22 protein-coding genes and 1 pseudogene are annotated in these 20,295 nt (G+C 70.6%); 13 read left to right on the top strand and 10 right to left on the bottom strand.

Going from position 1 to position 20,295, the window contains the following annotated elements; genetic code table 11:
* Positions 1 to 4: 4 nt before the first annotated feature.
* The gene (gene dnaJ, locus ACIRHA_RS19025; protein WP_403846875.1) at positions 5 to 1,192 is read left to right on the top strand and encodes a molecular chaperone DnaJ; all 1,188 of its coding nucleotides are present in this window, start codon (positions 5 to 7) and stop codon (positions 1,190 to 1,192) included.
* A gap of 5 nt (positions 1,193 to 1,197) precedes the next feature.
* The gene (locus ACIRHA_RS19020) at positions 1,198 to 1,665 is read left to right on the top strand and encodes a heat shock protein transcriptional repressor HspR (RefSeq protein WP_403846872.1); all 468 of its coding nucleotides are present in this window, start codon (positions 1,198 to 1,200) and stop codon (positions 1,663 to 1,665) included.
* Between the two features lie 65 nt (positions 1,666 to 1,730).
* Here the strand turns inward: ACIRHA_RS19020 and ACIRHA_RS19015 are convergent, their stop codons facing one another.
* Positions 1,731 to 1,979, bottom strand: a complete 249-nt coding sequence (locus ACIRHA_RS19015; RefSeq protein WP_403846870.1) for a hypothetical protein — start codon at positions 1,977 to 1,979, stop codon at positions 1,731 to 1,733.
* Position 1,980: 1 nt separating this feature from the next.
* Complete coding sequence (locus ACIRHA_RS19010) at positions 1,981 to 2,976, bottom strand: peptidoglycan-binding protein (protein ID WP_403846867.1); 996 nt, start codon at positions 2,974 to 2,976, stop codon at positions 1,981 to 1,983.
* Positions 2,977 to 3,766: 790 nt separating this feature from the next.
* Here ACIRHA_RS19010 and ACIRHA_RS19005 point away from each other — a divergent pair.
* Positions 3,767 to 4,006 carry a hypothetical protein gene (locus tag ACIRHA_RS19005; protein ID WP_403846865.1) on the top strand — a complete coding sequence of 80 codons (240 nt, stop codon included), beginning with the start codon at positions 3,767 to 3,769 and terminating at the stop codon, positions 4,004 to 4,006.
* Between the two features lie 37 nt (positions 4,007 to 4,043).
* Here the strand turns inward: ACIRHA_RS19005 and ACIRHA_RS19000 are convergent, their stop codons facing one another.
* Both ACIRHA_RS19000 and ACIRHA_RS18995 read right to left on the bottom strand, forming a co-directional pair.
* On the bottom strand, positions 4,044 to 4,349 hold the full coding sequence (locus tag ACIRHA_RS19000; protein WP_403846862.1) for a hypothetical protein: 306 nt from the start codon (positions 4,347 to 4,349) through the stop codon (positions 4,044 to 4,046).
* A 95-nt stretch (positions 4,350 to 4,444) separates the two neighbouring features.
* A pseudogene (locus ACIRHA_RS18995) lies at positions 4,445 to 4,663 on the bottom strand (hypothetical protein); the annotation flags it as partial.
* Positions 4,664 to 4,752: 89 nt separating this feature from the next.
* Here ACIRHA_RS18995 and ACIRHA_RS18990 point away from each other — a divergent pair.
* From ACIRHA_RS18990 to ACIRHA_RS18980, 3 genes are all read left to right on the top strand, one after another.
* Complete coding sequence (locus tag ACIRHA_RS18990; RefSeq protein WP_403847722.1) at positions 4,753 to 5,115, top strand: hypothetical protein; 363 nt, start codon at positions 4,753 to 4,755, stop codon at positions 5,113 to 5,115.
* 51 nt (positions 5,116 to 5,166) lie between these two features.
* Positions 5,167 to 5,688, top strand: a complete 522-nt coding sequence (locus ACIRHA_RS18985) for a GNAT family N-acetyltransferase (protein ID WP_403846860.1) — start codon at positions 5,167 to 5,169, stop codon at positions 5,686 to 5,688.
* Between the two features lie 263 nt (positions 5,689 to 5,951).
* The gene (locus tag ACIRHA_RS18980) at positions 5,952 to 7,076 is read left to right on the top strand and encodes a sugar ABC transporter substrate-binding protein (protein ID WP_403846858.1); all 1,125 of its coding nucleotides are present in this window, start codon (positions 5,952 to 5,954) and stop codon (positions 7,074 to 7,076) included.
* Positions 7,077 to 7,140: 64 nt separating this feature from the next.
* Here ACIRHA_RS18980 and ACIRHA_RS18975 read toward each other — a convergent pair whose 3' ends face one another.
* Both ACIRHA_RS18975 and ACIRHA_RS18970 read right to left on the bottom strand, forming a co-directional pair.
* The gene (locus ACIRHA_RS18975) at positions 7,141 to 8,067 is read right to left on the bottom strand and encodes a LuxR C-terminal-related transcriptional regulator (RefSeq protein WP_403847664.1); all 927 of its coding nucleotides are present in this window, start codon (positions 8,065 to 8,067) and stop codon (positions 7,141 to 7,143) included.
* Positions 8,068 to 8,114: 47 nt separating this feature from the next.
* Positions 8,115 to 9,086 (bottom strand): helix-turn-helix transcriptional regulator, encoded by a 972-nt coding sequence (locus tag ACIRHA_RS18970; protein ID WP_403846856.1) that lies wholly within the window; start codon positions 9,084 to 9,086, stop codon positions 8,115 to 8,117.
* 170 nt (positions 9,087 to 9,256) lie between these two features.
* On the opposite strand from ACIRHA_RS18970, the gene ACIRHA_RS18965 reads away from it, so the two are divergent.
* Both ACIRHA_RS18965 and ACIRHA_RS18960 read left to right on the top strand, forming a co-directional pair.
* The gene (locus ACIRHA_RS18965) at positions 9,257 to 9,463 is read left to right on the top strand and encodes a 5'-nucleotidase (RefSeq protein WP_403846853.1); all 207 of its coding nucleotides are present in this window, start codon (positions 9,257 to 9,259) and stop codon (positions 9,461 to 9,463) included.
* Positions 9,460 to 9,804, top strand: a complete 345-nt coding sequence (locus ACIRHA_RS18960; protein ID WP_403846850.1) for a hypothetical protein — start codon at positions 9,460 to 9,462, stop codon at positions 9,802 to 9,804. The genes ACIRHA_RS18965 and ACIRHA_RS18960 overlap by 4 nt, the downstream gene beginning before the upstream one ends.
* A 121-nt stretch (positions 9,805 to 9,925) precedes the next feature.
* Here ACIRHA_RS18960 and ACIRHA_RS18955 read toward each other — a convergent pair whose 3' ends face one another.
* On the bottom strand, positions 9,926 to 10,339 hold the full coding sequence (locus ACIRHA_RS18955; RefSeq protein WP_403846849.1) for a pyridoxamine 5'-phosphate oxidase family protein: 414 nt from the start codon (positions 10,337 to 10,339) through the stop codon (positions 9,926 to 9,928).
* A gap of 128 nt (positions 10,340 to 10,467) precedes the next feature.
* Between ACIRHA_RS18955 and clpB the strand changes: the two genes are divergently transcribed.
* Positions 10,468 to 13,065, top strand: coding sequence for an ATP-dependent chaperone ClpB (gene clpB / locus ACIRHA_RS18950; RefSeq protein WP_403846847.1), 2,598 nt, complete (start codon positions 10,468 to 10,470; stop codon positions 13,063 to 13,065).
* 107 nt (positions 13,066 to 13,172) lie between these two features.
* Entirely contained in the window at positions 13,173 to 13,709 is a 537-nt protein-coding gene (locus ACIRHA_RS18945) for a YbjN domain-containing protein (protein ID WP_403846845.1), read from the top strand.
* A gap of 69 nt (positions 13,710 to 13,778) precedes the next feature.
* Here the strand turns inward: ACIRHA_RS18945 and ACIRHA_RS18940 are convergent, their stop codons facing one another.
* From ACIRHA_RS18940 to ACIRHA_RS18930, 3 genes are read right to left on the bottom strand one after another with little or no spacing between them, the layout of a single operon-like run.
* A complete protein-coding gene (locus ACIRHA_RS18940; RefSeq protein WP_403846842.1) occupies positions 13,779 to 15,155 on the bottom strand; it encodes a PQQ-binding-like beta-propeller repeat protein in 1,377 nt (458 codons plus the stop codon).
* On the bottom strand, positions 15,152 to 15,724 hold the full coding sequence (locus ACIRHA_RS18935; protein ID WP_403846839.1) for a SigE family RNA polymerase sigma factor: 573 nt from the start codon (positions 15,722 to 15,724) through the stop codon (positions 15,152 to 15,154). The genes ACIRHA_RS18940 and ACIRHA_RS18935 overlap by 4 nt, the downstream gene beginning before the upstream one ends.
* A gap of 59 nt (positions 15,725 to 15,783) precedes the next feature.
* Positions 15,784 to 16,977, bottom strand: coding sequence for a pyridoxal phosphate-dependent aminotransferase (locus ACIRHA_RS18930; protein WP_403846837.1), 1,194 nt, complete (start codon positions 16,975 to 16,977; stop codon positions 15,784 to 15,786).
* A gap of 125 nt (positions 16,978 to 17,102) precedes the next feature.
* Between ACIRHA_RS18930 and ACIRHA_RS18925 the strand changes: the two genes are divergently transcribed.
* The 3 genes from ACIRHA_RS18925 to ACIRHA_RS18915 all read left to right on the top strand — a co-directional run bounded on the left by ACIRHA_RS18925 (position 17,103) and on the right by ACIRHA_RS18915 (position 19,900).
* A complete protein-coding gene (locus ACIRHA_RS18925) occupies positions 17,103 to 17,402 on the top strand; it encodes a hypothetical protein (RefSeq protein WP_403846835.1) in 300 nt (99 codons plus the stop codon).
* A gap of 336 nt (positions 17,403 to 17,738) precedes the next feature.
* Positions 17,739 to 18,263 (top strand): DUF2617 family protein, encoded by a 525-nt coding sequence (locus ACIRHA_RS18920; protein ID WP_403846832.1) that lies wholly within the window; start codon positions 17,739 to 17,741, stop codon positions 18,261 to 18,263.
* A 113-nt stretch (positions 18,264 to 18,376) separates the two neighbouring features.
* Positions 18,377 to 19,900, top strand: coding sequence for a polyamine aminopropyltransferase (locus ACIRHA_RS18915; RefSeq protein ID WP_403846830.1), 1,524 nt, complete (start codon positions 18,377 to 18,379; stop codon positions 19,898 to 19,900).
* Positions 19,901 to 20,295: the final 395 nt, after the last annotated feature.

Here is a 20,295-nt window from a genome sequence, read left to right as displayed (position 1 = left end):
GCCGATGAGCACCAAGGACTTCATCGAGAAGGACTACTACAAGGTCCTCGGCGTCCCCAAGGACGCCACCGACGCCGAGATCAAGAAGGCGTACCGCAAGCTCGCCCGTGAGAACCACCCCGATGCCAACAAGGGCAACGACAAGGCGGAGGAGCGCTTCAAGGAGATCTCCGAGGCGAACGACATCCTCGGTGACCCCAAGAAGCGCAAGGAGTACGACGAGGCGCGCGCCCTGTTCGGCAGCGGCGGGTTCCGTCCGGGACCCGGCGGCGCCGGCGGCAACGGCTCGTTCAACTTCGACCTGGGAGACCTCTTCGGAGGCGGCGCCCAGGGCCAGGCCGGTCAGGGTGGCTTCGGCGGCGGCATCGGCGATGTGTTCGGCGGACTGTTCAACCGGGGCGGTGCGGGCGCGGGTACGCGTACGCAGCCGCGCCGGGGCCAGGACATCGAGTCCGAGGTGACGCTCAGCTTCACCGAGGCGGTGGACGGGGCCACGGTCCCGCTGCGCATGTCGTCGCAGGCCCCCTGCAAGGCGTGTTCGGGCACCGGCGACGCGAACGGCACACCGCGCGTGTGCCCGACCTGCGTCGGCACCGGACAGGTCTCGCGGGGCGGCGGTGGCGGGTTCTCCCTCACCGACCCGTGCGTGGACTGCAAGGGCCGCGGCCTGATCGCCGAGACGCCGTGCGAGGCCTGCAAGGGCAGCGGGCGGGCGAAGTCCTCCCGCACCATGCAGGTCAGGATCCCCGCGGGGGTCTCCGACGGCCAGCGCATCCGGCTCCGCGGCAAGGGCGCACCCGGTGAACGGGGCGGCCCCGCGGGCGATCTGTACGTCGTCGTGCACGTCGACGCCCACCCGGTCTTCGGCCGCAAGGGCGACAACCTCACCGTCACCGTCCCGGTGACGTTCACCGAGGCGGCGCTCGGCGCCGAGGTCAAGGTGCCCACGCTCGGCGGCCCCGCCGTCACCCTGAAGCTGCCCACGGGCACGCCGAACGGGCGGACGATGCGGGCCCGCGGCAAGGGCGCGGTCCGCAAGGACGGCACGCGCGGCGATCTCCTGGTGACGGTCGAGGTGGACGTCCCCAAGGAGCTTTCGGAGGACGCCCGCAGCGCCCTCGAGTCGTACCGCAAGGCGACTGAGGACACCGATGTGCGGGCAGAACTGTTCAAGGCCGCGAAGGGAGCGTGAATGTGATGGACGGGCAGCCCGGCCGTCGGCGCCACAACCCGTACGAACTGACCGACGAGACGCCGGTGTACGTCATTTCGGTGGCGGCACAGCTGTCCGGCCTGCATCCACAGACCCTGCGCCAGTACGACCGCCTCGGCCTGGTCTCGCCCGACCGCACGGCCGGGCGCGGCCGGCGCTACTCCGCCCGCGACATCGAACTGCTGCGTACGGTGCAGCAGTTGTCGCAGGCCGAGGGCATCAACCTGGCCGGCATCAAGCGCATCATCGAGCTGGAGAACCAGGTCGCCGCGTTGCAGTCCCGGGTGGCCGAACTCTCCGCGGCAGTGGAGGGCGCGGCCTCCGCGATCCAGCAGCGCGAGGCGGCGGTGCACGCCTCGTACCGCCGGGACCTGGTCCCGTACCAGGAGGTCCAGCAGACGAGCGCGCTGGTGGTGTGGCGGCCGAAGAACAGGCGGTCGCAGGACCAGTAGTCGTACGTACGTGAAGGGGCCCGGAGGCCGCGAAACCTCCGGGCCCCTTCACGTATGTGCCCGGCTCATCTGCCCGTCGACTGCCACACCGCGATCACCAGTGCGGCGCACGAGGTCAGCGCCGCGAGGGACGGCAGCGGCCAGCGGGAGCGTTCCAGGGCGTCGATGCGGTCCTCGTGCTCGCCCAGTGTCTTGTCCGTCTGGTCGGCGCGCTGGAGCACGAGCGCCAGATTGCCCTGGGTGGCGGCGAAACCCACGTCGACGGAGCGCCGCAGTCGCTCCAACTCCAGGGCCACATCGACCTGTTCACCCATGTCACGCCTCCGGTACCCGCAGCTTGTCCCAGCTGGTGCGGCCCGGAACGCCGTCGGCGTCCGCGCCCGAGTAGCCGAGCTTGCGCTGCCACGCCGCGTACGAGGCCACATCGGCCGCGGTCCACTCCGGTCCGGGGCCGACCCGGTACCGCCCGCAGCCCTCCGCGACGAGACGCTTGCCGACCGCCGTGATCAGTGCGCCGCGGCGACCCGGCACGAAGAAGGAGGCGCCGGGAAACCGCGCGTACGCGGGCGGCGGCGCGGGCACCGGGAGGGTGCCGAGCCGGGTGCCGATACGGGTCCGCATCCCGCTCATCGAGAACGACGGGTCGATCTTGCGGCGGGTCCACTCCTTGTGCCCGATCACACTCGCCGCCGTCCAGCCGTGGGCACGGCACAGGGCCGCCGACAGCCGTTCCACGGCGGCGAGTTGGGCGCTCGGGTAGGGGTCGCGGCCGTTGCCGAGGTTCTCGATCTCGAAGCCGTAGAAATGGGTGTTGCCGTCGACGGCGTCGGGCCCCGGTGGTGAGGGCAGGGCGCGTTCGGCGCGGACGGCCGCGTACACGGCGGACGAGCCCGAGCCCGCGTGGTTAGTGCGGCCGTGGCCGACGAGGTGCACGGTGTCGGTGCCGGATGCGGCGGACCTGCTGCGCAGGGTGCCGCGGAAGGCGGGCAGGGTTTCGCCGGCCCCCACTCCGGTCTCGTGGACGACGCTCTGACCGGGCCGGGCGAGGTCACCGGTACCGCGGTCGGCCCACGCCGAGTACAGGGCGGGCGCCACATCCTGTCCACTGCCGCCGAGTTGGAGCTGAAGCTGGGCCGATGAACTCCCGGAGAACGCGCGCATGGCGGCCGGCAGATCGGTCGCGTACGAACGTTCCAGCCCCCAGGACTGCACCTGCGCGCCGACGTCCTCGCCGCCGAGCCGGGTGGTGTGCGTGGCGGTGCGCTCGCCGGTGCCGAGCGCGGCCTCCGTGGCCGGATCAGCTTGTTGCACGGGACACCTCCACGAGTTCGAGGCTGATGCTGCGGTAGGGCAGCGGGAGGCCGGGGGTATCGGTGTACGTGGTGACGGCGAGCTGCGGGCGACGTCGCCGTGTTTGCTCGCGGCGGAGCTCAGGCGTCCAGCAGAGTCGGCGAGCTGTTTCATGTTCCGAGGGGACGGCAGCGCCCGGGATTTGGTGCTGTAGATGTGTATCTCGCCGTTCAGCTTTCGTACTGCTTCCTTCAGGGCGGTGACTCGGCCTGCCGAGGGGAGCCTCATGTTCTGAGGTTGTTCGGGAACCGCGCGGGTTATTCGGCCGCTGTCTGTCGTCGTGATTTCCCTTCCGCCGAAAGCCCGACGCGAGAGAGCCTGTACGGCTTTCTGTATGTCGAATATCTTGATGCCGATCGAAGAGAGGCCCGCTTTGAGTGCCACGATGCCGAGCACGATGTACGCGGGGCCGCCGCCGGCCTTGAGTACACCCAGTATTTCCTTGAGGACGGGAAGTTCCGCGAGGGCTCCCTTGAGGTCTGTCTTCTTGTCGGCCGGTCCCGCTGCTATTGCCTTCTTGAGGACCTCGACCTTGTCGCTCAGCTCCTTGCTGGTGGCTGCCGGCGATTTTCCACCAGCGGGAGATGTCTTGAGCGAGGATTCAAGCTCGGACACCTTTTCGTAGACGTCATCTGTGGTGTGCTTGCTCATGAGTGATCCTCCGTTCCCATTCTGCGTCTTGACTCCTTGATCTGCCGTGGCCAGGATGGGGCGAAATGGCAGGAAGGACGGCCGAGTGGAGGGTGTGGGCGTGATCCATCTTGCAGAGGCGACCGACATGCAAATCCTGGCGAGGTTAATCGGGGTTGTTATGTCGGCATTGGGTGCCATCCTGCTCATTTTCTTTTTGCTCATGCGTGGTGTGGTTGGCGAAGAGCGGGAGGCAGGGAACTTTGAGGCAGCCGCGAAGGTCAAGAGAAATGTGCTGATCACCTTGGGCTTGGGCCTGCTTCTACTCGGCGGCGGCGCTGCCGTCTATTTCACCGCTTGACGAGTTCGTCGGGGCCGGGTCCACGGCGGACGGCCTTCTAAGCGAAGAACGTGCCGAGGTCTTGAGGCGAGGGGAGCGCGGTCCCGTCGCCCCTCAAGGTGTCCTCTTCGGGTGGCTCTGCCAGTCCTGGGCGCGGAATGGGTCGCGGTGAGTCGAGAGGCTCGCTGTCCTCGTCCCGGTTGACCGTGGCGAACATCCAGTTGGCGTCCTGGAGCAGGTCCACCACGTGGGCCAACAGGTAGTCCGTGACGCCCCATTCGGCCGTGTCTCCGTGCAGCTCCCGCCCGAGCGCGCTGTCGCGCGGCAGGTGCTGGACGAGGACCGCGAGCCGGCGTGACGACAACTGCCCGCGGTGCCAGTCCAGCAGGTCGACGCCGTAGTGGCGCAGGAGATCGGCCTCGATGGCCTCGGCGTGCTCTTCTACGAGCGCGACGAGGCTCAGCCTTCCCCCAGGCCGAGCCCGGTCTCCTTGCCGTACGCCTCCAGGATCGCGGCGATGTCCTGCATGGTGATGTCGTGCTGCTCGAAGCGGGCGAACTGCTTGTCGCCGAGGAGGAGGCGGAAGAGGCCGTCGATGTCGTTGTCGTCGAGATCGCGGAGCTTGCGGGCGGTGGCGCGGCCGAGTTCCGTCGGCAACTCGAAGCTGTCGTCGTCGAGTGCGGGACGAGACGAGGCGGTTTGCTGGGGAGTTGGTCGCCGAACTCGGCCGCAAAATAGGCGAGTTCGGACCAGCGGCCCTGCGGGTCGTGACCGCTGAGGAGGCCGAGCGGGAGCGGGCCGACTGGTTTCGCCTCGGCTGGCAGGAGCACGCACGCCTTGAGGCGGGCGGGAGCGGCCAGGCGCCACCGCCACAGGCCCCGCGGCTGCGCCTCGCGGATCACGAGGGCGCCACGGGCGCGAACGAGCACGACCGTGCCACCGACGCCACGCGGCCCGACCGGGAAGGACGGGTCGAGGGCGGCAACGCGCGCGACGAGGACGGTGCGGGCCACGCCGACGGGGACGGGGGCCGCGACGAGTTCCCTTTACCCGTGGTCGGTGCGGCCGAGGCGGAGGTCCGTGAACTGATGCCGCATCGCCTCAGGGCGCGGGGACGGTACCGGCCGTAGCCGGGGGCCCGGGTGCCCGTCCCGCCCACGGTCATGGCGCAGGATGGACCCATGACCGAGATCCACACCCCCCGCCTCCTCCTGCGCCGCTGGAACCCCGACGACGACCTCGCCCCGCTCGCCGACATCCAGACCGACCCCGCCGTCATGCGCCGCATCGGCGACGGCGCCCCGCGCTCCCTCGACGAGACCGCCGAGGACATCGAACGCTGGGAGGAGGAGTGGGACGACGAGGGCTTCGGGGTCTTCGCCGTGGAACTCCTCGGCTCCGGCGAACTGGCGGGCGCCGTCGGCCTGTATGTGCCGGAGGCCCCGCGGCAGGTGGCGGGCCAGATCGCCATTCAGTGGCGGCTCGGCCGTGTGTTCTGGGGCCAGGGGTACGCCTCGGAGGCGGCGCAGGCCACGCTGGAGTTCGCCGTTCAGGACCGGGGCATCGACCGGGTCGTCGCGGTCACCACCGAGGACGACACGTCCTCGGAGAAGGTTCTCCACAAGCTGGGGATGGCACCGCTGCCCGGCGAGGTGGCGGGCTGCCGGCTGTACGCGATCGACCTGACGGAGTTCGAGGCCTGAGGGGTCTGAGGGGCCTGAGGGGTCTGAGGGGCCTGAGGGGCCTGAGGGGTCTGAGGGGTCTGAGGGGCTTGAGGGTCCTGTGAAGTTTCTGTGGCGTGCCCGCGAAGGTGTCCGGTATTCGCCGTCTTCGGCTTCATGTGAAGAAGTAATGGACCCGTTTTCGTTGCGGTGTGGCTTCACCTCTTGACGGTCCCCGGGCGGGCGAGTTGGCTTCGAGCCACCTCGGCCGCACCGTCGCGGCCACGTCAGGGAGGTATCCGCACATGAACACGCGTATGCGTTGCGCCGCCATGGCCGGCGCCGCATCCGTCCTGGTCGTCTCGCTCTCGGCCTGCGGCGGGGTGCTGCCGGGCGACGACAGCGGGCCCAGCGCTTCCGTCACCAAGGGGAACGACGTCAAGATCGGTCTGCTGCTCCCTGAGAAGGGGGCCACGCGCTACGAGAAGTTCGACCACCCCATATTCGAGCGTCAGGTGGCGAAGCTGACCGGCGGCAAGGGGGAGCTGGTCTACGCCAACGCCAAGCAGAACGCGGCTCTCCAGCGCAAGCAGCTGCAGGAGATGATCGCCGCCAAGGTCGACACGGTCGTCGTCGACGCCGTGGACGCCAAGGGCATCGCCCCGGCCGTGCGCAAGGCGAAGGACGCGGGCATCCACGTCATCGCGTACGACAGGCTCGCGCAGGGGCCCGTGGACGCCTACGTCGGCTTCGACAACGAGCTCGTCGGCCAGACCCAGGGCAAGGCGCTGATCTCCGCGCTCGGCGGGGCCAAGGCCACCAAACGCGACAAGGTCGTGATGATCAACGGCTCGCCCGACGACCCCAACGCCGCGCAGTTCAAGAGCGCCGCCCGCGCCGAACTGGGCAACGCCGTGACCGTCGCGAAGTCGTACGACACCGCGGGCTGGAAGGCGTCCAACGCCAAGGCCAACATGGAGCAGGCCATCAAGGCGCTCGGCGTGGACGACATCGCGGGCGTGTACGTGGCCAACGACGGGATGGCCGGCGGCGTGATCGATGCCCTGAAGGAGGTCGGCGTCCGCGAGCTGCCGCCGATCACCGGGCAGGACGCCGAACTCGCCGCCGTGCAGCGGATCCTGGACGGCGAGCAGTACATGAGCGTCTACAAGCCGTACCCGGACGAGGCGCAGACCGCCGCCGAGATGGCCGTGCGGATCTCGCAGGGGCGCGACATCGAGTTCGAGGCGCTGGCGATGGACCGCACCGACAGCCCGACCGACAAGCAGATCAGGACGGCGAGCGTCAGCGTCGTCGCGCTCACCAAGGACAACATCAAGAGCACCGTCGTCAAGGACAAGATCTTCACGGTGCCGCAGATCTGCACGGCGAAGTACGCACAGGCGTGCGCGGAGGCCGGCCTGAAGTAGCTCCGCCTGAAGTAGCTCCGCCTGAAGTAGCCCCGCCTGAAGTGGCCCCGCCCGCGGCGCCCGGTCAGTCCGCGTCCTCCAGGATGCCCGACTGGCCGATCAGGTAGCCGAGTTGAGCCCTGCTGTCGCTGCCGAGCGTCGCTGCCAGCTTCGCGATGTGCACGCGGACCGTGCGGATGTTCATGCCGAGCCGCTCCGCGATCACCGCGTCGGTGTGGCCCTCGATGAGCAGCGTCGCGATGGTGCGCTGGCGCGTCGTGACGCCGTCCGAGACCGGCTCCTCGACCGCCGCGTGCGGGAACATCGGCGTGGCCAGCCGCCACAGGCGCTCGAACGTGGTCGCCAGGTAGGAGATCAGCGCCGGGTGCCGGAGCTCCAGGGCCACCGTGCGGTCCTGGTTCGCGGGGATGAAGGCGACGGTGCGGTCCAGCATGATGAGGCGCTCGGTCACTTCGTCGAGGGTGCGGACCTGGACGTCACCGGCCAGCTGCTCGAAGTGGGCGAGCACGGCCTGCGAGTGGCGTGACGTGTGCTGGTAGAGGGTCCGCATCCGACAGCCGCGGGCCAGCAGTTCCTGCTCCTTGGGCAGGGCCGAGGCGAGCAGGGGGGCCGGCCGGTGGCCGCCCGGCTGGATGGTGAGCAGCTCGGTCGACGATGTGGACATGGCTTCGCCGATCGCGTCGTTGATGCGCTGGAAGCCGAGCAGGACGGTGATCATGGGGGCGTCCGGGACGGCCGCCCGCTCGGCGTCCAGGGCCATGAGCGGGGCGAAGGTCTCGGCCAGCTTCACCTCCTGGCTGCGGCGCAGGGCGATGTTCTCCTCGACGGTCCGCAACAGCCGGGGCAGCGCGATCGCGGGCGGGACCGGTCGCAGCCACCCGGGGTCCCCGGTGTCCGGGCGGAGCAGTGCGTGCGCTTCGAGGCAGGGAGCCGGCTCGGAGTCCGCGCGCGGTACGCGGCCTTCGCGCAGGGCGCGGGCGTAGAGCCGCATGCCTGCCTCGCACACCTCGCCGACGTCGTGCGAATGAACCCTGAGGGTCACGACTCGCTCCCTCTGCTCGGTGCGGGGGCGTCTGTTCCGAGCACTCCGGACTGCGCGATGAGATAGCCGAGTTGGGCCCGGCTTCCGCTGCCCAGCGCGGCCGCGAGTTTGGCGATGTGGGCGCGGCAGGTGCGTACGTTCATACCGAGCCGGCGTGCTATCGCCTCGTCGACGTGGCCTTCGACGAGGAGTTTGGCTATGGAGCGCTGGACGCCCGTGATGCCGTCGGTCGGTGGTCCGTAGGGGGTTTCGTCGAGCAGCGGGACCGCGCGCTGCCAGAGCTGCTCGAAGACATTGGCCAGATATTCGACCAGACCTGGGTGGCGCAACTCCAGAGCGGCCTGCCGGTCTTCGCGCGCGGGAATGAACGCGACCGAACGGTCGAAGACGATCAGCCGCTCGATGAGCTCTTCAAGGGTGCGTATGTCGACGTTTCCCTGGGCCAGGGCTTCCGCGTAGGCGAGGGTGCCGTGACTGTGCCGTGCCGTGTGCTGGTAGAGCGTGCGCATCGTGATGCCGCGGTCGGTGATCTCCCTGCCCATCTGCAGGGCCTTGGTGAGAGTGTGCTCGTCCCGGCCTCCGCCGGGCTGGACGGTGAGCATCTCGGTCTTGCACTCGGCGAGGGCCAGCTCGATGGCGGCGTTGATCCGCTCCTTGCCCTCGAGCACCGTGATGGAGTGGGTGGTCGGTTGCCGCTGGGCACTGATGGCCAGGAATGGCTCGAAGGCATCGGTGAGTTCGACCGCGAGAGCCCTTCTTTCCTGTATCTCGCGTTCGAGCGGATGCAGTCGTTGCGTGAGCGCCGCTGTCGGCGGAACCGGCCGGAGCCAGGCGGAGTCATCGGGATCGGGATGCAGGAGAGCGAAGTCCAGCAGGCAGGGAGCCGAGGAGATTTCGCTGCGCGCGATGCGTCCCGAGCGCAGGGCGGTCGAGTACAAGTGCCTCCCGGCGTCGCACAGCTCGGTCATGGCGTGTGGATGCGCCTGATTTGAGCTGGTATTTGGCATAGCTCCACCCCCCAGGGTCCTGAACGTGCAGGAACATGATGCATCGACCCTGTGGTGTTTACGTGGCCGAATGAGCCATCGTCATGGAGAGCCGGGGGAGAGAATCCATGGAAGTGAGGACGAGACCCGCTATGCGTAAGGGAATACTTCGCGCCGTTGTTGCCGGCGCTTTCTCCGCCGGGCTGGTCCTCGGCGCGCTCGGACCGATGGACGCCATCTGGAACACCGCACCCGCGGCCCAGGCGGACGCGATCTGGAACGTGGCGCCCACGACGACCGTTCAGGCACTCCCCGGTGACGCGATCTGGAACTCCGCGCCCACGGACGCAGGCGCATGATCACCCCGCCCGACGACCGGTCGTTACGCCGGGAGATGGCGATCGCCTACCGCTCCGGTTGGCACACCATCGACCTCGTGACCGCGATTCCGGGCGACGGTGACTCCCTCATGGTCACCCTCTTCGGAGAGCCCATCATCGTGGTCCGCGAGGGCGACGACATCCGGGCCTACCGGTGCCTGCGCCGACCGCGCGGTGCCCCACAGCCGGTACGCACGGTCGTCCGATACGGAATGATCTTCGTCAACCTCGACCAGCGGGACCATCAACTGGTCGGCGAGGCAGGACCCGAGTCCTCGCAGTCCCACTCACGTTCCACAGCCACCCCCCGCAGTGCCTGACGCGATACCCCCGTCGTTGTAGATCGCGCAGGTGCTTCCCCCCTGCAGCGGCGTCACCGTGTACCTGAAACACGGTGGCGCCGCTGCGGTCGTCCTACGGGGGCGTGTCGCCGCGGTCGTTCTACGGGCCCTTCGGGAGGTTCGCCGTCGCCCGGTCCACCGCGATCTCGATGACCACCCGGTCCGGGTTCGGCCGCGGCTCCCGCGTGTAGCGCTCGGCGTACCGGCGCTCCGCGTCCGCGACCTCCGCCGGCTCCGTGCGCACCGTCGCCGTCCCCTCCAGCGTCGCCCACCACCGGCCGTCGACCTGGCACACCGCGACCCGCCCCGAGCCCTCGACGACGTGCGCCGCCTTCCTGGTGCCCTTGCCCGTGATGACGCGGGCGACCCGCGCCTCGGCGTCGTACGTCACCCCGACCGGGACCACATGGGGCGTGCCGTTGGCGCGCAGCGTCGTCAGGGTGCACAGATGCCGTTCGCGCCAGAAGCTGAGAAAGGCGGATCCGGGGGCGTCGAGGTCGATGCGCTTGGCCATGAACGGGAACCTATCCCCAGAGAGGGCAGGGCCCTCTCCCGGGTCGGCCTTGAGTGGAATAGACTCAACTTTGTGCACGTTGGAAGAGTCAGAGTGGGTTTCCCGAGTACGTGGAGGAGAACAGGCACGTGGACGCCGAGCTGACGAACCGGAGCCGCGACGCGATCAACGCGGCAAGCAGCCGGGCCGTGTCCGGGGGCAACCCGGATCTGACCCCGGCCCACCTCCTCCTGGCCCTGCTGGAGGGCCGGGACAACGAGAACATCACCGACCTCCTCGCCGCGGTCGACGCCGACCAGGCGCAGGTCCGGGCAGGCGCCGAGCGGGCACTCGCCGCACAGCCCAGCGTGACGGGATCCACCGTCGCGCCGCCCCAGCCCAACCGCGAACTGCTCGCCGTCATCGCCGACGCGTCCGAGCGCGCCAAGGAGCTCGGCGACGAGTACCTCTCCACGGAACACCTGCTCATCGGCATCGCGGCCAAGGGCGGCGCCGCCGCCGACGTGCTGACACAGAACGGGGCCGGCGCGAAGAAGCTGGTCGAGGCATTCACCAAGAGCAGGGGAGGGCGCCGGGTGACCACACCCGACCCCGAAGGGTCCTACAAGGCGCTGGAGAAGTTCGGCACGGACTTCACGGCGGCGGCCCGCGAGGGCAAGCTCGACCCGGTCATCGGCCGCGACCAGGAGATCCGCCGCGTCGTCCAGGTCCTGTCACGGCGCACCAAGAACAACCCGGTGCTCATCGGCGAACCCGGCGTCGGCAAGACCGCCGTCGTCGAGGGCCTCGCCCAGCGCATCGTGAAGGGCGACGTACCGGAGTCCCTCAAGGACAAGCGGCTCGTCTCGCTCGACCTCGGCGCGATGGTCGCGGGCGCCAAGTACCGCGGCGAGTTCGAGGAACGCCTCAAGACGGTCCTCTCCGAGATCAAGGAGAGCGACGGCCAGATCATCACGTTCATCGACGAACTGCACACCGTCGTCGGCGCGGGCGCGGGCGGCGACTCCGCCATGGACGCCGGCAACATGCTCAAGCCGATGCTCGCCCGCGGCGAACTGCGCATGGTCGGCGCGACCACGCTCGACGAGTACCGCGAGCGCATCGAGAAGGACCCGGCGCTGGAGCGCCGCTTCCAGCAGGTCCTGGTGTCCGAGCCGTCCGTCGAGGACTCGATCGCGATCCTCCGCGGTCTGAAGGGCCGCTACGAGGCCCACCACAAGGTCCAGATCAACGACAGCGCCCTCGTCGCCGCCGCCACGCTCTCCGACCGCTACATCACCTCCCGCTTCCTCCCCGACAAGGCCATCGACCTCGTCGACGAGGCGGCATCGCGCCTGCGCATGGAGATCGACTCGTCTCCCGTCGAGATCGACGAACTCCAGCGCTCGGTGGACCGGTTGAAGATGGAGGAGATGGCCCTCGCCAAGGAGACCGACCCGGCCTCCCGCGACCGCCTCGACAAGCTCCGCCGCGACCTCGCCGACAAGGAGGAGGAGCTGCGCGGACTCAACGCACGCTGGGAGAAGGAGAAGCAGTCCCTCAACCGCGTAGGTGAGCTGAAGGAGAAGCTCGACGAACTGCGCGGCCAGGCCGAACGCGCCCAGCGCGACGGCGACTTCGACACCGCGAGCAAGCTCCTCTACGGCGAAATCCCCACGCTGGAACGGGACTTGGAGGAAGCCTCCGAGGCCGAGGAAGAGGTCTCCAAGGACACCATGGTCAAGGAGGAGGTCGGCCCCGACGACATCGCCGACGTCGTCGCCTCCTGGACCGGCATCCCGGCAGGCCGCCTCCTGGAGGGCGAGACGCAGAAACTCCTGCGCATGGAGGACGAGCTCGGCAAGCGCCTCATCGGCCAGTCCGAAGCGGTCCGCGCGGTCTCCGACGCGGTCCGCCGCACCCGCGCCGGCATCGCCGACCCGGACCGCCCCACGGGCTCCTTCCTCTTCCTCGGCCCCACGGGCGTAGGAAAGACCGAACTCGCCAAGGCCCTCGCCGACTTCCTCTTCGACGACGAGCGGGCCATGATCCGCATCGACATGTCGGAGTACGGCGAGAAGCACAGCGTCGCCCGCTTGGTCGGCGCCCCGCCCGGCTACGTCGGCTACGAGGAGGGCGGCCAGCTCACCGAGTCGGTCCGCCGCCGCCCGTACTCGGTGGTCCTCCTGGACGAGGTCGAGAAGGCCCACCCCGAGGTCTTCGACATCCTCCTCCAGGTCCTCGACGACGGCCGCCTCACCGACGGCCAGGGCCGCACGGTCGACTTCCGCAACACGATCCTCGTGCTGACGTCGAACCTGGGCAGCCAGTACCTGGTCGAGCCGCTCACCTCGGAGGAGGAGAAGAAGCAACAGGTCCTGGAGGTCGTCCGCGCGTCCTTCAAGCCCGAGTTCCTCAACCGCCTCGACGACCTGGTCGTCTTCTCGGCCCTGGACAAGGACGAGCTGAAGCGCATCGCGAAGCTCCAGCTGAACCGCCTCGCCAAGCGCCTCGCCGACCGCCGCCTCACGCTCGACGTCTCCGACGAGGCCCTGGCCTGGCTCGCCGACGAGGGCAACGACCCGGCCTACGGCGCCCGTCCGCTGCGCCGCCTGATCCAGACGGCGATCGGCGACCGCCTCGCGAAGGAGATCCTCTCCGGCGAGGTGAAGGACGGCGACACGGTCCGTGTGGACGCCTTCGGGGAGGGGCTGATCGTGGGGCCGGCGACGGGGAAGACGCTGTAGCCCCGCCCGCCGCGAAACGCCCGCGTCCCTGCGAAGGGGGCGCGGGCTTGCCCTCGGGGGGCCCCGGTGGGAGAGGATGGCGGCATCCATACGAAGGGACCACGCAAGTGAGCATCGACCCGTCCTCGATTCCCAATTTCGGGGGACAGCCCGAGCCGCAGGAGGGCGCGGGGCCGGCAGGTCCCGTCGTTCCCGACCAGGAGCTGGTCAAGCAGCTTCTGGAGCAGATGGAGCTCAAGTACGTCACCGACGAGGAGGGTGACCTCGCGGCGCCGTGGGAGGAGTTCCGTACGTACTTCATGTTCCGCGGCGAGGACGACCAGCAGGTCTTCTCGGTGCGGACGTTCTACGACCGGCCGCACGGCATCGAGATCAAGCCGCAGCTGCTCGAGTCGATCGACGACTGGAACCGCCGCACCCTGTGGCCGAAGGTCTACAGCCACACCCACGACGACGGCACCGTCCGCCTCATCGGCGAGGCGCAGATGCTGATCGGCACCGGAGTCTCGCTCGAGCACTTCGTGTCGTCCACGGTCAGCTGGGTCCGCGCCGCGATCGAGTTCGACCGGTGGCTCGTGGAGCAGCTCGGCCTGGAGGCCGAGGTCGACTCCGCGGAGAAGCCGGAGGACGGCGACTCCGAGTAGGTCTGCGCGGGAGCCCGGCCGGTTCGCCCCTCGTCATGAGGGTGCGTTCCGGCCGGGCTCCCGTCTTGGCTACGACCGTGTCGGCGCCGGCTTCGGGTCGATGCGGAACAGCTCGCCGTCGATCTGGCCGATGAGGCCGTGGCGGCCCTCGGTCATCAGCTCGGGGGCGACGCCGCCCCGCACCGGGCGCTTCGGCAGGTCCACCTTGCCGCGCCAGCGCACCGCGCCGTTGTCGAGGTCGAGGCCCACCAGGTTCCCGGTCGGATCGAGGAAGTAAGCAACCCGGTCGGTGAGGTTCACGGCGGCGTCGGAGGCCAGTTCGTACATGCCGGGGCCGCTGGGGTCCTTGCGCAGGCGCAGGCCGGACTCGCTCGCCCACAGCTGTTTCCCGTCGGCGGCCGACCACGCGAGGGCCGTGCCGTCCTTGCGGACCACGAGCATGACGCCGTCCGCGACCACCCCGCCGCGCGGCCCGTCGGCGCGGTGCCGCGTCACCTTCCCGCTGCCGGTGTCGACGCGGATCAGGTCGACGGGTCCTGGGTCGCCGAAGAACTTCTGCTTTCCGGCCATGGCCGCGAGGAGCACGGTGTCGCCGTCCCTGCCGACGTAGGTCGTCGGGCCGTCGACCGTCGCGACCGTGTGCGGTCGGCCGGTCGCCGGGTCGAGGCGGACGACGGTGCTGCGCTGCGGCGCCTTCTCGCTGTCGGGCGAGCACATCAGGTGCGGGACGCCGCCGATCGCGGCGGCGGTGCAGTCGGCCCGCTTCCACTTGTGGGTCCACAGGGTGGCGCCCGTCTTCGGGTCGAGGGCCGCCGCGCTCTTGAACGTCGGGGTGTTGGCGAGGATGCCGCCGTCGAAGAGTACGGCGGAGTCCGCGTCGCGGCTGTCGTCGGCCAGCTCGTGCTTCCACAGCACTTTGCGGCTGTCGAGGTCGACGGCGACGACGTCGGTGCCCGTCCGGGAGGTCCCGGGCGCGTGGTCGGCGTAGGTGTACAGGATTCCGTCGCGGACGCCGGGGACCGAACCCGCCGGGGTGCCGCCGTCCTCGGGGCGCGAGGCCTTGCGCTCCCAGACGACCTTTCCGGTACGGGTGTCGACGCCGACGCCGTCGTACCCGGCACCCCTGCAGTAGACGGCGCCGGGCCCCGTGGTGCAGGCGTCCCAGTCGCGGGTGCCGGGCAGCGTGGTCTGCCAGCGCAGCTTGCCCTCCCGGCTGACGTGGTTGGTCGGGGTCGGCGGCCGGTCGTCGCCGCCCGTGCCGGTGACGAGGACGGTGCCGAAGACGACGGCGGTGAGGCCGAGGGCGGCGCCGCTGACGCGCAGTGCGGTGCGGCGCCTGCGGCGGCGTACGAGACGGTCGGCGATGCCCGGGGGCGGCCCCGCGGAGTCGGGCGTCCACGCGTGCAGGACGTCCCGGAGCGTACGGTCCAGCTGGTCGGCGTTCATGCGTGGGCTCCCTTCGGCGCGGTGCCGTTCACGGGGCGGTCGGGATCGGTGGCCGCGGCGGGGTGCCGGGCGTCGAGTTCCGGCGCGAGCGCGCGCAGCCGGGCCAGGGAGCGGTGGGTGGTGCTGCGGACGGTGCCGACCGAGCAGCCCAGGGCGGCCGCCACCTCGGTCTCGGACAGGTCCTCGAAGTAGCGGAGCACCAGCATCGTGCGCTGCCGCGGGGTCAGCAGCGCCAGCGCCCCGGCCACGGTGATCCGCAGATCGGTATCGGCGGTGCCGTCGTCCGTGCCCTCCTCGCGCCACATCGCGCGCGACGCGTCGAACGTCGGCTCGCGGTGCGGGCGGCGCAGCCGCCAGCGGCTGACCTGGTGCCGGTACATCACCTTGCGGACGTACCCCTCGGGGTCGTCGATGTGCCGCCAGCGTCCCAGCGCCTTCAACAGCGCGGTCTGTACGAGGTCTTCGGCCTCGTGCCGGTCGCCGCCGGTGAGCAGGTTCGCCAGGCGGAGCAGGCTGCCCCACCTGGCGTCGACGAAGTCCCGGAATCTCAGCTGATCCTGCGGGTCCATGGGCCCTCCCGTTCTCTGACGCACACAAGGACGCGCGGAGCACGGGATTTCTATGTCTCCTACGACGTACGGAGCTTGGCGAGCCGCGCCGAAGCCTCGCTGAGCACCTCGTCCTGCTTGCAGAACGCGAAGCGGACGAAGGGGGCGCCCGCGGTCCGGTCGTCGTAGAAGACGGCGTTGGGGACGGCGACGACGCCGCAGCGTTCGGGGAGGGCGCGGCAGAAGGCGAAGCCGTCGTCGAAGCCGAGGGGGCGGATGTCGGTGGTGATGAAGTAGGTGCCCTGGGGGCGGAAGACGGTGAAGCCCGCGTCCTCCAGGCCGGTGGCGAGCAGTTCGCGCTTGGCCGTCATGGTGGCGCGGAAGTCGGAGAAGTACGTGTCGGGAAGGGCGAGGGCCTCCGCGACGGCGTACTGGAAGGGGCCCGCGGAGACGTACGTCAGGAACTGCTTCGCCGAGCGGACCGCTGTGACGAGCTCCGGCGTGGACGTCACCCAGCCGACCTTCCAGCCGGTGAACGAGAACGTCTTGCCCGCCGAACCGATGGTGACCGTGCGCTCGCGCATGCCGGGGAGCGTGGCGAGCGGGATGTGCTCGGCGTCGCCGTACGTGAGGTGTTCGTAGACCTCGTCGGTGACGACCAGGAGGTCGCGCTCCACCGCGAGTTCGGCGATGGCGGTGAGCTCGGCGCGGCTGAGGACGGTGCCGGTGGGGTTGTGCGGGGTGTTGATGAGCAGGAGGCGGGTGCGGGGGGTGATCGCGGCGCGCAGTTCGTCGAGGTCGAGGCGGAAGCGGTCGCCGTCGGGGCGCAGGGTGACCGGTACGCGGGTGCCGCCCGCGAGGGCGATGCTCGCCGCGTACGAGTCGTAGTACGGCTCGAAGGCGATGACCTCGTCGCCGGGTTCGACGAGGGCGAGGAGGGAGGCGGCGATGGCCTCCGTGGCGCCGGCGGTGACCAGGACCTCGCGGTCGGGGTCGAACTCCATGCCGTAGCGGCGCCGCTGGTGGTCGGCGATCGCGGTGCGCAGCTCGGGGATACCGGGGCCCGGCGGGTACTGGTTGCCGTGCCCCGCGCGCAGCGCCCGTACCGCGGCCTCGCGCACCTGCTCGGGGCCGTCGGTGTCGGGAAAGCCCTGGCCGAGGTTGATGGCGCCGGTCCGCACGGCGAGCGCGGACATCTCGGCGAAGATCGTCGTCCCGAACTCGGCGAGGCGGCGGTTGAGGAGGGGGCGTGCGCTGGAGGTCATGCCGGTCATCCTGCGCCGAACCTCTGGACTTGCTCAACTCTGCTTTGGCGCGGGGCGGGCCCGGGCATCCCCCTGTCACGCCCGCACGGGGCGGCCCCTCGGGGGATTCGGGGGAAGAGAAAGGAGGGCCGGTGATGACCGTGTTCTTCATCGTGGTCTTCGTGGCGCTGGTGCTCGCCATCGTGCTCGGAACGGCCAAGGCCGGCGGCGGCGGCCGTTCGTCCAGTACCTCGCTCAAGAAGAACCGGGCCGGCCGGGGCAGCTGGTGGGCCGGTGGCGGTGCCGCGAGCGGTGGCGGCACCTATGGATGTTCCTCGTCCGGTGACTCCGGCGGCGGACATCACGGTCACTCGTGCGGTGGCGGCTCCTCCTGTGGTGGGGGCGGCTCGTCGTGCGGAGGTGGCGGTGGCGGATGCGGGGGCGGCGGAAGCTGACGCACCGTGTCCGGGCGTGCGGCCCACGCGGAGACGACTGACACGGGGCAGTCGGTCCGCGTGGGCCGCACGCTTGTCCGGTTGTGCCCTCGCAGGTTGTGCGCCGGGCGCGAAAGGTGCTCGTGGAAGTTGAACAGTTGAGCTGTGCTGCCCTCGGGGGGATGGAAACCCTCCGAAGTTGGGTAAAAATGCTGTGGTGGCGTCGCCCCCCATGATTCCCTTTAACCGTCAACACCGCCCTCGTACTGCGCAGTTATCGCGTCCGCGTGGGCCCACGAGCCGGCCCCTTTGATCCAGCCGGCCCCACTTCCCTTTGCGTGTTAGCGGAGCCGACCCATGCTCACGACCCTGAACACCGCCTATACCGATACGAGTGCGGCCGATCTGGCCTGGGCCCTCGGCCGGGAGCCGTTGCCCGCGCTCGCCACGCTCGACCTCGACATCGACGATGCCAGGCTCCAGTTGAGGCTGCTCGGCGCCTCTCACCAGGTGCTGCTGGAGGAGGAGCGCGGCAGCTGTTCGGAGACCGTGGCGTGCATTCCCGGCAGCAGTACGCCGCTCCCGCTGGGCGTCGCGAAACGCCTGGGCGACTGGGAGTACGAATTCGCGGCCCGCGTCGAACATTTGACGGCGGGCCAATTCGCGGGCCGGGCCCAGGAATTGCTCGCGCTCGTCGCCGACCACCCGAACGGTCTGGCGGGTGTGTTTCCCGGCAGCCCGCACGCCTTCACCGCGATGCTCGCCCAGCGGTACGAGGGGCAGGTGCACTGGCGCACCTGGCACGCCTACCCGCAGGACGGCCAGTTGGTCGCCACCCGTACGCGGGTGGGCGCGCGGATGCCGGTGGCCGCCGCCCTGTAGCGGCGCGAGCCCGGCTCGCGATGGCCGCACAGGTCGCGGGTATGCCTGCGGTACATCGGTTCCACACGTGTGGGTGACTGGACGGAGTCTGGTGGTGACGTAGCGTTCCAGGCGTGATCGAACCGTACCCACCTGCGACGACCCGGGGCCCCAGGCCCGCGGGCGGCCGGGTCCGGTCCCCGCTGCCGGTGAAGCCGGGCACCGCCCGCTCCCTCGTCCTGGTCGGTGTCTTCATCTGCGCGGCCTGCGGACTCGTCTACGAACTCGAACTGGTCGCACTGGCCTCCTACTTGATGGGCGACTCGGTCACCCAGGCCTCCGTCGTGCTCTCCGTCATGGTCTTCGCGATGGGCCTCGGTTCGCTCGCCGCCAAGCGGCTGCGGCTGCGCGCCGCGGTGGGCTTCGGAATGATCGAGGCGCTGCTCGCGCTCGTCGGCGGATGCAGTGCCATGGCGCTGTACGCGGCGTTCGCGTGGACCGGGGGCTGGGGCGGGGCCTGGGCGGACGGGCCGCGCTGGCTGCTCGTCGGGTTCTCCCTCGCGATCGGGGTGCTGATCGGGGCGGAGGTGCCGCTCCTCATGGTGCTGATCCAGCGGATCCGGCGGCAGGACGCGGGCGGGGCCGTGGCCGACCTCTTCGCGGCGGACTACGTGGGCGCGCTGGTCGGCGGACTGGCGTTCCCCTTTCTGCTGCTGCCCCTGCTGGGGCAGTTGACCGGGGCGCTGCTCACCGGGGCGGTCAACGCGGTGGCGGGGGCGGTGCTCGTCCTCGGCCTGTTCCGGCGGGACCTGAGCCGGCGGGCGCGCTGGCTGCTGATCGTCGCGAACGTCACGGTGCTCGGCGTGCTCGCCACGTCCTGGGTCCTCGTCGACGACTTCGAGCGGGCGGCGCGGCATGCCCTGTTCGGGGCGGATGTGCGGGTCGCCGTGCAGGACGGGGCGCAGGAAGTCGTGCTCACGGGTGGCGGGCGGCGCCCCACGTCGCTCTTTCTCGACGGTCGGCTGCGGGCCGACGGGCGCGAACGGGGCCGTGCCTACCGGCAGTTCGTCGGCCCCGCGCTGCACGGTGGGCCGCGCGCGCGGGTCCTGGTCCTCGGCGGGGGCGACGGTCTCGCCGCGCGCGAGGTGCTGCGCGCCCGCGGGGCGCGGCGGGTGGACGTCGTCGACCCCGACCCGGCGGTGGTGCGCCTCGCCCGTACGGATCCGGGGCTGCGCGAGCTGAACGGGCGGGCGCTCGGGGATCCGCGGGTGCGGGTGGTGACGGGGGACGTGTTCGCGTGGCTGCGGGGCGCTCCGCGGGCGCTGCCGTACGACGTGGTGGTGTGCGATCTGCCCGACCCCGGCAGCACGGCGAGCACGAAGCTGTACTCGCAGGAGTTCTACGGGTTGGTGGGGCGGGTGCTCGCGGACCGGGGGCGAGTGGTGGCGCGGGTGCGGGGCGGCGCGGCGCCGCTGGGGACGGCGACCGCGACGGTGCGCTCCGCGGGGTTGCGGGCGGTGGTGTATCGCGGCGGCGGGAGTGTGGGGTTCGTCCTGGCGGGCTGGACCCGTCCGGTGCCTCCGGCGGGCGAGCGGTTGGTGCGACCTGGCCCGGGTTACGTCCCGTCCACACTGGTGCACCCACGCTTCGGCGACTGACGGGGGCGGCGGGGCCGGGGCCGTCGGGTTGTTGCGCGGGGCCGCCGTGGGCCTGGGAGCCGGGGCCACTGTCAGCGGCACCCTCGGCACCCTCGGCGCCACCGGCACCCCGGCTGCGCCGGGCCCGGGTCATCTCCCACCCTCCCGCCCCCTCCGAGGGCTGAGGCCCCCCGTGGTGGGGCTTGTTGCGCGGCACCGTGAGCCCGGGAGCCCGTGGGTCTGGGTGCCGGGGCCGGTGTCAGCGGTGCCATCGGCGTCGCCCGCTCCCCGGCTGCGCCGGGCCCGGGTCGTCTCCCATCCTCCCGCCCCCTTCCGGGGGCTGAGGCCCCCCGTGGTGGTGCCTGTTGCCCGGCGCCGGGGCGCCTCGCCCCCCCGGCGGATTGCCCGAGGTGGGT

The sequence above is a fragment of the Streptomyces sp. NPDC102360 genome, assembly GCF_044766085.1.
Taxonomy (GTDB): Bacteria; Actinomycetota; Actinomycetes; order Streptomycetales; family Streptomycetaceae; genus Streptomyces.
This window is presented reverse-complemented; position numbering and strand designations above follow the sequence as displayed.

Excerpts from the sequence above, each read along its gene's own strand:
- ACIRHA_RS19020 (WP_403846872.1), top strand. The coding sequence starts at position 1,198 with ATGGACGGGCAGCCCGGCCGTCGGCGCCACAACCCGTACGAACTGACC.
- ACIRHA_RS18920 (WP_403846832.1), top strand. The coding sequence starts at position 17,739 with ATGCTCACGACCCTGAACACCGCCTATACCGATACGAGTGCGGCCGAT.
- dnaJ (WP_403846875.1), top strand. The coding sequence starts at position 5 with ATGAGCACCAAGGACTTCATCGAGAAGGACTACTACAAGGTCCTCGGC.
- ACIRHA_RS18925 (WP_403846835.1), top strand. The coding sequence starts at position 17,103 with ATGACCGTGTTCTTCATCGTGGTCTTCGTGGCGCTGGTGCTCGCCATC.
- ACIRHA_RS18955 (WP_403846849.1), bottom strand. The coding sequence starts at position 10,339 with ATGGCCAAGCGCATCGACCTCGACGCCCCCGGATCCGCCTTTCTCAGC.
- ACIRHA_RS18960 (WP_403846850.1), top strand. The coding sequence starts at position 9,460 with ATGATCACCCCGCCCGACGACCGGTCGTTACGCCGGGAGATGGCGATC.
- ACIRHA_RS18980 (WP_403846858.1), top strand. The coding sequence starts at position 5,952 with ATGAACACGCGTATGCGTTGCGCCGCCATGGCCGGCGCCGCATCCGTC.
- ACIRHA_RS18975 (WP_403847664.1), bottom strand. The coding sequence starts at position 8,067 with ATGCGGCTCTACGCCCGCGCCCTGCGCGAAGGCCGCGTACCGCGCGCG.
- ACIRHA_RS18970 (WP_403846856.1), bottom strand. The coding sequence starts at position 9,086 with ATGACCGAGCTGTGCGACGCCGGGAGGCACTTGTACTCGACCGCCCTG.
- ACIRHA_RS18985 (WP_403846860.1), top strand. The coding sequence starts at position 5,167 with ATGACCGAGATCCACACCCCCCGCCTCCTCCTGCGCCGCTGGAACCCC.
- ACIRHA_RS18930 (WP_403846837.1), bottom strand. The coding sequence starts at position 16,977 with ATGACCGGCATGACCTCCAGCGCACGCCCCCTCCTCAACCGCCGCCTC.
- ACIRHA_RS19015 (WP_403846870.1), bottom strand. The coding sequence starts at position 1,979 with ATGGGTGAACAGGTCGATGTGGCCCTGGAGTTGGAGCGACTGCGGCGC.
- ACIRHA_RS18935 (WP_403846839.1), bottom strand. The coding sequence starts at position 15,724 with ATGGACCCGCAGGATCAGCTGAGATTCCGGGACTTCGTCGACGCCAGG.
- ACIRHA_RS18965 (WP_403846853.1), top strand. The coding sequence starts at position 9,257 with ATGCGTAAGGGAATACTTCGCGCCGTTGTTGCCGGCGCTTTCTCCGCC.
- ACIRHA_RS18940 (WP_403846842.1), bottom strand. The coding sequence starts at position 15,155 with ATGAACGCCGACCAGCTGGACCGTACGCTCCGGGACGTCCTGCACGCG.